At 45.8% G+C, this 10,000-nt stretch carries 3 protein-coding genes; all 3 read left to right on the top strand.

Features of this window, described 5'->3' with window-relative positions; all coding sequences use genetic code 11:
• Positions 1-935 (top strand): cation-translocating P-type ATPase (locus LDL35_RS02465; protein WP_304019161.1); only part of this gene is annotated, 935 nt, incomplete at its 5' end.
• A 195-nt stretch (positions 936-1,130) separates the two neighbouring features.
• Positions 1,131-4,466 (top strand): PAS domain S-box protein, encoded by a 3,336-nt coding sequence (locus tag LDL35_RS02460; protein ID WP_304019160.1) that lies wholly within the window; start codon positions 1,131-1,133, stop codon positions 4,464-4,466.
• A 118-nt stretch (positions 4,467-4,584) separates the two neighbouring features.
• Positions 4,585-9,900, top strand: coding sequence for a PAS domain S-box protein (locus LDL35_RS02455; RefSeq protein ID WP_304019158.1), 5,316 nt, complete (start codon positions 4,585-4,587; stop codon positions 9,898-9,900).
• Positions 9,901-10,000: the final 100 nt, after the last annotated feature.

Below are 10,000 nucleotides of genomic sequence, written 5' to 3'. Positions count from 1 at the left end.
TTGATAAAACCGGAACCCTGACATCAGGTGAGATGAAAGTAATCTCAGTCATCCCAGAAAAGGGGCATACAGAAGAGGAGGTTCTTACCATAGCCGCCTCTGCTGAGCGGTCTTCCCCTCACCCTATTGCGAAATCCATCAGAGAAGAAGCAGGGCAACGAGGCATTCAGATCACTCACGTGGGCACAGCACGACATATACCAGGAAAAGGAATAGAGGATATCTGGAACGGGTTACCGGTCCTGGTCGGAAGCAGGGAATTTTTAGAGGAACGCTCTGTACCTCTTCCCAAGAAGGCAACGTCACATCAGGGACTGATGCATGGCAATGAGACTGAGGTTCTGGTTGCTCAAAACAACGAATATATTGGTACACTCTGCATCTCCGATACCCTGCACACCGATACCAGGGAGGCCTTTACATCCCTGAAGCAGATCGGAGCATATAAATATGCAATGTTTACCGGAGACAATACGAACGTAGCCCGATCCATCGCAGCAGAGCTCCATATCCCGGACACCATGACTTTCTCCGGACTTCTTCCACAGGATAAAGAGACATATATCGCAAGACTCCAGGAACAGGGAGAGGTAGTATGTTTTATCGGAGACGGAACAAATGACGGTCCGGCATTAGTCAGGGCTGACCTTGGAGTTGGAATCGGGAGTCGTGCGAATACCCTCGCTCTCGAGAGCTCAGGAGTGATCCTTATGGAAAAGGGCCTTTCTGCACTCCCGTCATTTATCCGGTTAGGGAGAAAAACCAGCCGGACGATAGCACAAAATATCGGTCTTGCTCTGTTTCTGAATCTCTTTCTTATTGGTATCGCTGCCGTCGGAGCCCTGACCCCGGTCATGGGGGCAATCGGTCATCAGCTGGCGACCATAGTGGTCCTCTTAAACTCAATCAGACTCTCCTGTTCCCTCCCGGCATAACCTTTTTCTGCATAGCATATATTTCCATAGACACGAATACTATGGGAAACCAGCTATGGACAGAAGCGAAGTGTTTTATAGTGATAAAGGGATAATCAGTAGTATCCGTAATGGTTTTCCGGTTATCTGCACCAATACATGTAAAAATCAAGACCATATAAAAGATCAGGTATCAGGATTCATCCCCCCAAGATCATGATCCATATCCTCTATGTAGATGATGAAGAACTCCTTTTGGACCTTGCAAAACTATTTCTTGAGAGGAGCGGAGAATTTGTCGTTGACACCTCAATAACTGCTGTGGATCTTGCAGAATCACCATCAATCAGGTCCTATGATGCCATCATATCAGATTACCTGATGCCTGATATGGATGGTATCGAATTTTTAAAAAAAATCAGGGAGAAGTTTCCGGAGATGCCCTTCATCCTCTTCACCGGCCGGGGAAGAGAAGAGGTAGTTATTGAAGCCATTAATAACGGGGCTGATTTTTATCTGCAGAAGGGAGGAGACCCGAAAGCCCAGTTTGCTGAGCTCAGTCACAAGGTCATGCAGGCAGTGAAACGAAGACAGGCTGAAAAAGAACTCCTTGAATCAGAGCAGCGGTTTTCGAAAGCTTTCCATGCAAATCCTGCAATTGCAGGGCTGTCTGATCTTGCAACCGGCACATATGTTGATGTGAATGATGCATTTCTTGAGCGGTTATCATATAAACGGGATGAGGTCATAGGGAAAACGTCCCTTGAACTTAATATTCTGACACCAGAGAAAAGAAAAGAACTTATCCATGAACTGGAGACCAGGGGCCATCTTCATAATTACGAGACCGAAATCAGAACCCATACTGGAAAAATCCTCCATGTCCTCGTATCAGGCGATGTCATACTATCAGGTGAGGATAAACTCCTCCTTGTCCAGGCGGTAGATATTACCGACCGGATAACCAGTGAAGAAGCGCTCCGTGAGAGTGAATACCGGCTTCGTTCCTTTATTGAAAATACAGCAGATGCAGTCATTCTGATCGACGAGGAAGGGGAGATCATCGAATGGAATCCTGCTGCTGAAAAAATATCCGGCATTGTAAAAGATGATGCATCGGGGATGAAAGTATGGGACATAATGTTTCGGATGATGCTCCCCGAAAGAAAAACCAGAAAACATCTGGAAGAGATGGAGGCACGGATAAAAGAATCCCTGAAAACCGGAGTCCCGGCATCACAGCAACCGGTCATTACGGAGATCCTTGGCCATGACGGCCTGCCCAGGTATATACGACAGGTCACGTTTCCTATCCAGACCAGTAAGGGGTACAGGTTTGGAATCATCATAGAGGATATTACCAGAGAGAAAATCACTGAAGAACAGGCAGAAATAACGCTCAATAATCTACAGAGAAGCCAGAGCATAGCCCATGTCGGCAACTGGACACTTGATATTGCCACAAAACGGTTCTCTGCATCTGAAGAAGCCCTGGCCTTGTTTGGATATCCTCCTGATGCAACCCCTTCATTTGATGAGATAGCCCTTATGATCCATCCGGAGGACCGGCCACGGATACGGGATATATTCGCCAATGCCCTCTCAACCGGAAAGTCCTACAATATCGAGATGAGGATCATTCTCCCGCAAACCGGAGAGCAACGCTATCTCTACTCATTTGGAGAGGTTGAAACCGATGAAGAGGGCAGGCCGGTCAGGGTATTTGGTGTCAATCAGGATATTACCGAACTAAAAAAGACATCAAACGCCCTTAAAGAGCAGGAGAGCCAGTTCAGACATATTATTGACAACCTTCCCATATCCATAAGCATAGTCACTCCTGACGGCACCATCCGGTATGCAAATCCCGAGGCTATGGCTCTTTTTGAATTTTCCAGCATGGATGAACTGTACAATACCAAGGCTCCTGATGTCTGGGCTGATCCATCACGGCGAAAACTCTGGCTTGAAACCCTTCAGAAGAATGGCATTGTCACAAACTTTGAGATGGACTTAAAGACCCCGTCAGGAAAGAAGTTCTGGGCGATTGGATTTGGGATTTTTATCACCTATAAAGGTGAGTTGTGTATATTGTCAGCCCACCACGATATCACTGACCGGAAACGTGCAGAGGATGAACTCAAAAAGCGTGAAGAACAGTATCGGTTTATAACCGAGAATTCCATCGATGTCATCTGGACCATGGACCTTTCAGGCCGGTTCACCTATATCAGCCCGTCTGTCTGGCATCTTCGGGGATATACACCACAGGAAGTGATGGAAAGTACACTGGAAGAGACCATAAGCCCGTCATCCATCGACAAGGTCCAGAAAATTCTGCAGGATGCACAGATGTTGATAAAACAGGGACTGGCTGTACCCCAGCAAACCTTTGAGGTTGAACAGCCCTGTAAAGACGGATCCAGTGTGTGGACCGAGGTTATTGCCAGACCACTCTATGACAAATGGGGGGACCCCATCGGGTTTATCGGAGTCAGCAGGGATATCACGAAACGACGAGAGGCAGAAGAGACCTTACGGGACAATGAGATAAAGTTCATCTCAATATTTAACCAGACTCCTGACCCCATCCTTATCATAGACTGTTCAGGGAAGATTCTTGAAGTAAATCATGGATTTCATGACATGTTCGGCCTTTCGGATGACGAGGTTCTGGGAAAACAAATAGACGCAATACCGGCGTTATCTGCAGTGGGAGGGAGCGATATCCTGAAAGATCTTATGGAGAGAGGTGATGAGGTATACCGAAAGGAGATGATACTCACGAACCGGATGAATACGCAGATCATTGCCGAGGTTGCATGGTCACGATTACTTATTCATGGTCAACCCTGTCTGCTTATTCAGATTCATGACATCAGTGAGATCAGAAAAGCCCATGATGCTGCACAGAAGGCAAATAATAAACTCAACATCTTATCAAGCATCACCCGTCATGATATCCTTAACCGGGTCATGATTGCATCGCTTTATAGTGATGAGATCAAAGAATCAGTATCAGATCCTACCATTCTGAAGTATCTGAATACCATCTCTCAGGCATCTGCTGATATTGAACATCTGATCAGGTTTACCAAAGAGTACCAGGACCTTGGAACAGCAGCTCCTGCATGGCAAAAGATTGAGTCAGTATTTAGTCAGCAGGGAATCATCAACCTTGCAAAAGGTATCAGAATCGAGTCAAATCTTGATAAACTAGAGATATATGCAGATCTCATGCTCGAGAGAGTGCTGTATAATCTGGTTGAGAACTCAGTCAGGCATGGACAAAATCTTACCCATATCACAGTAGCATACGAAATCCATGACACCGACTGTATCCTCACCTATGAAGATGATGGAGGGGGTGTTCCGGTCGAAGAGAAGGAAAAAATATTTGAACGGGGTTTTGGGAAAAATACCGGAATGGGATTGTTTTTAATCAGGGAGATCCTCTCAATCACCGGGATAGAGATCCATGAGACCGGCATCTATGGGTCAGGTGTACGATTTGAGATCCGGGTTCCATCTGGTAAATGGCGCCAGGAATAGAGATGATACGACAACATCAAACTCCAGTGGTTCCTGCATATGATCACCAGAGTCCATCCCTTGACCGGACGATGCCTGAAGCAGACAAAAGTAGACATTATAGGAGCATCTGAACGTGATGGGAAAGGATGAACCTGATCTCTTTACCCAAAGTTGTGTAGTATCATATCTTCGTACTATCAGGATTCCGGAAAAATTACCCCTCATTCTTCTTATTCTTACCACTGCATCTGCCATTAGTATCAGTATTCTCTCTCTCCAGTCAGGGTGGACAACCATATTTCAGAACCTGTATTATTTTCCGATAATTATTGCCTGTGCATTTTACTTCCTGCGTGGCTTTCTCTTCTCCATCGTGCTCACAATTATTTACATCATTCTTATCTTTCTGTATACCCATGATCACTCCATCATGGCCGGGGCAGAAATACGGGCAGTGATATTCGTCCTTGTTGCCGGAACAGTGACCTATCTTTCAGTTCTGAAAGAGACAGCAACTACAGACCTGGCCGAACGGAATATCGAACTTTTATCGGCATATGAACAGATACAGAGCTCAGAAGAAGAACTCAAGCAGCAACTTGAAGAGATATACACTGCACAGCAGGAGATAGATGACCGGGAACATACCTACCGGCAGCTCTTTACCTACAATATTGCCGGCATAGCCCTTCATGAGATCATCTGTGATACTGATGGAAATCCTGTTGATTATCGGTTTATCGAAGTAAATCCGGCATTTACTGAGTTAACCGGACTTAAGGGAGAAGATATCATTGGCAAAACCGTACGTGAAGTATTACCAGGAACTGAACAGTACTGGATTGATACCTATGGCAGGGTAGCTCTGACCGGTCAGACTGTCCATATTGAGAACTATAGCAGTGAACTTGACAAATTTTTTGAGGTTACGGCCTATTCCCCAAGGAAAGGACAATTTGCGACCCTCATTCAGGACATCACCGAAAGGAGCAGACATGAGACTCTCCTCAAAGAGACAAATGCATACCTTGAAAACCTGATTAACAATGCAAATGTTCCCATTCTTGTCTGGGACAAGAACCTTCTGATCACCAGAGCCAATCATTCATTTGAACTCCTGAGTGGATGGAATGCTGATGATCTGAAAGGAAAAACTCTTGAAATACTCTTCCCACCGGAGAATGCAGCGCAATCGATGCGGCTTATCAGAACGACCCATGAGGGGGTCAGGTGGGATACGGTCAGACTCGCTATTCAGCACCGGAACGGTGAGATAAAGACCCTCGTATGGAATTCTTCCACCATTTATGATCCTGATGGACAGGTAGTTGCAACCATTGCCCAGGGAAGGGATATCACCCAGGAGATCCTCCTTGAGGAAGAGAAGGAGAAACTGACCACCCAGATTCAGGAGAATATTGCAAAACTTGCTATCCTGAACGACGGGATACGAAATCCACTCACCATCATAACTACTCTTATCGACATGCAAGATATGATGGATTCTCAAGAGCTGGAAAGACAGATCAGGGAGCAGGTTTCACGAATCGATGATATGATCCAGTCTCTGGACCAGGAGTGGGTACATTCAGTAAAGATACTGGACTATCTCAGAAAACATCATCACATTCACAAATACGCATTGGATGGGGAGAGAATCAGACGTACGGGCAGCACCCAGGGACATAAAGACCACCCCGGCCAGTTCATGCCTGACAGCAAAACACTCTTAATTGAAGAGGTACAGGCCCAGCTCTATACGATTCTGGACAGCATTGACGCTATCATCTATGTAGCGGACATGGAAACCTATGAACTGCTCTACATTAATAAAAAGGCACGGGCAGTCTTTGGTGATGATGCCGGGAAGAGATGTTATCAATGGCTGAATGAGGGGCGAAATACCCCTTGTGAATTCTGTACAAATAACCGGTTGGTTGTGAATACCGAGCCTGCCGGAGTATATCGGTGGGAATGTCACAACCCATCAAATAACCGGTGGTACGACTGCCGGGACCGGGCTATCAGGTGGACAGACGGAAGACTGGTCAGGCTGGAGATTGCCACAGACATCACCGATGAGAAACGTATAGATGATACACGAAATTTCCTGCTTCAGTCAGATTATCTCCAGTACGGAGAAGACTTCTTCCAGTCAGTGGTCCGGTATCTCAAAGAGATCCTCGCAGCATCCTATGTCTCAATCGACGTTCTGACCGGGAATAACAGGGCACAAACCCTTGCATCCTGTCCCGGTTCTGATAACCCTGAATCAGACGTATTTCCGATTCATCATACCATATTATCCCATGTTATCGGGAAAACGATCTACTCATATGACCATAATGTGCACCTTGCCTTTCAGGATGATCCCCTCCTTTTGAGACTCCAGGCCAATGGGTATGTCGGGGGAACCATTTGGAGTTATTCAGGAATTCCTGTCGGAGTCATCTCGGTCATATGGAAAAAAGAACCTGAAACCCTGCATCTGGCTGAATCTCTTCTCAAGATGGTGTCTGTCAGAGCATCAGGAGAAATTGAGCGGTTACAGGCAGAAAAGCGATTAAAAGAGAATGAAAACAGAATCAGGGAGAAACTCTCCTCTCTCCTTGAACCTGACGGGGATATCGGCAGCCTGGATCTTGCACAGATCATAGATACCGACGAATTACAGCTTCTGATGAATGATTTTTACGCGGTCAGCGGGATTGGCGTTGCCATACTTGATCTGAAAGGAAATATCCTGGTTGCGACCGGTTGGCAGGATATCTGTGTGCAATATCACAGGATACACCCTGAGACGTGTAAAAACTGCATTGAAAGTGATACGATCTTATCACAGGGTGTATATCCGGGTACATTCCGGCTGTATCGGTGTAAAAACAATATGTGGGATATCGCAACGCCCATTACCATCGGAAATACCCACATTGGAAATCTGTTCCTCGGGCAGTTTTTCTTCGATGATGAAGAGATTAACACAGACCTGTTCAGAAAGCAGGCTGAACAATATGGGTTTGATATAGATGCATACCTCAATGCCCTTCTGAAGGTCCCCCGGTGGAGTCATCAGACAGTTGATCATGTCATGCACTTTTACACCCGGCTCATTCACCTGATATCACAGGAATGCTGGAGTGCAATCACTCTCGCCCGGACGGTGGCTGAGCGGGACACCCTCCTTGAGGAGGCACGGGAGAAGGATGAGGAGTTACACCAGCAGCTGGAAGAGTTGCGGGTCGCTCATACAGACCTTATCAAAACAGAGGAGACACTTAAAGAGAACCTGCGAAAATTACGAGATCTGATAGAGACGTCCCCAGATATCATATGGGAGATAGATGACAGGGGTAATTTCACCTATATCAGCCGGCAGGTTTATGATCTTCTCGGATATACCCCTGATGAACTGCTCAATTCCTCAATACTCAATCTTGTACAGGAAGAATCCCACGAGATGGTCATGGCCGAACTTGCACAACACCTGCAATTACCCGGGAAAGTTCATTCCCTTATCGTATCAGCACGTCACAAAGACGGTACAGAACGAATCATGGAGATACGGGCAAACCCGGTTGTGAATGAGGACGGAATTGTAGCCGGGATGCGGGGGATTACCCATGATGTCACTGATCTCAAGCATGCAGAGCAGGAGTTACAGAGAAGTGAGGAAAAATACCGGCATATCTTTGAAGATGCAACAATAGGGATATTCCAGACTACACCATCCGGGCAGATTATCATGATCAATGATGCAATGGCACGGATGTTCGGGTATGAAAATCAGGCTGAAATTTTCAGATTCAACCGGAGAGTAGACCTGGATCTGCATTCCAAATCAGAGGACAGAAAGGCCCTTTTAGAAGATCTGAAGACAGGACAGCCGGTATTTCTCAGAGAGATTGAATTTAAGAAAAAGAACGGGACAAAATTTACCGGTTCTGTCAATGTCCGGAGTATTTCTGATGAAAAAGGGAACCCCATCTTCTATGAAGGGACAATTCTTGACATTACCGAACATAAGCAGATCGAAGAGGCGATTGCCCGGAGCGAAGAACGGTTTCACAAAATACTCGACCTTGTTCCTGATATGATCTCAATCCATGACCCAGATATGAATATCATCTATAGCAACTTGAACGGATTTGGTTCAGTTCCTCCAGAGTTCCGAATACCAGGTTCAAAATGTTATTCAACCTACCGGGGCCTGGATACCATATGTCCTGACTGCCTGGCAGGAAATGTCTTAAAAACCAGACAGGCAATTCAGACCGAAGTGAAACTACCGGAAGGATTATGGGTTGATCTCCGGGTCATTCCCCTGCTGAACGATGAGGGGGAAGTTATTCTTTTCATGGAATGGGTCAGGGATATTACCGGGAAAAAACTTGCCGAAGAAGAGCTCTGGGAAGAGCGGCAACGTCTTGCCAGTATTATTGCCGGGACCAGGGCAGGAACCTGGGAATGGAATGTCCAGACCGGAGATGTCGCCATCAATTCCATATGGGCAGAGATGCTGGGGTATACCAAAGAAGAACTCATGCCGGTGAACATCCATACATGGGAAAATCTCACCCATCCTGACGATCTACCGGTCGTGATGGATATCCTGAAAAAACATTTCAACAAAGAAAATCAGCATTATGATGCAGAATTCCGGATGCGGCATAAAAACGGAAATTGGGTATATATTCATGATCGCGGACAGGTACTGTCCTGGACTGACGACGGATCCCCCCATATGATGTATGGAACCCATACCGATATCACCGAGAAGAAAGAAGCGGAGAAAGCACTGTACGAGGCTAATAAGAAATTAAATCTTCTCTCTGACATTACCAGGCATGATATCAGGAACTCACTAAACAGCCTTCTCATCTTCCTTGATAAAACCAGACTTACCCCGATTTCAGAGGAGACTAAGGAGAATATAGACCGAATTGAAAAGATTGCCCTGATTATACAAAAAGCCATAGAATTTACTCATGATTACCAGAACATAGGGGTGAAACAGGCAGTATGGCATGATATTGCGGCAATGGTTCAATCGGTATCAGAGCAGCTCCAAAGAGAACCAGTCAGAATCAGAATAGATCTGAACGGTCTTGAGGTCTTTGCCGATCCGCTCATGGAACGGGCAATATATAATATAATAGAAAATGCTTTCCGGTATGCAGGCCCCGATCTCTCAGAGATACGGATCTTTTATGAAGATGAATGGGAGGATGGACACCTCTCATGGATAATTGAAGATAACGGAGCAGGAATCCAATATGACGAGAAACCACACCTCTTTGAGCATGGATATGGTAAAAATACCGGGTTTGGATTATTTTTCACCAGAGAGATCCTGGCAATCACCGGTATTACCATTGAAGAGAGGGGGACATACGGACATGGAGCGAGGTTTGAGATCCGGATTCCACAGGGCAAGTGGAGGATGAACCGCTGAATCCTTTATCTTTTAGGGAGATACAAATAGTATGAGCAGAATACCATTTGAACTTATCATATGCTTGTAGATTGCACAAAGATAATGTATAAGAAAAAAC

Source organism: Methanospirillum hungatei, assembly GCF_020216685.1.
GTDB lineage: Archaea > Halobacteriota > Methanomicrobia > Methanomicrobiales > Methanospirillaceae > Methanospirillum > Methanospirillum hungatei_B.
This window is presented reverse-complemented; position numbering and strand designations above follow the sequence as displayed.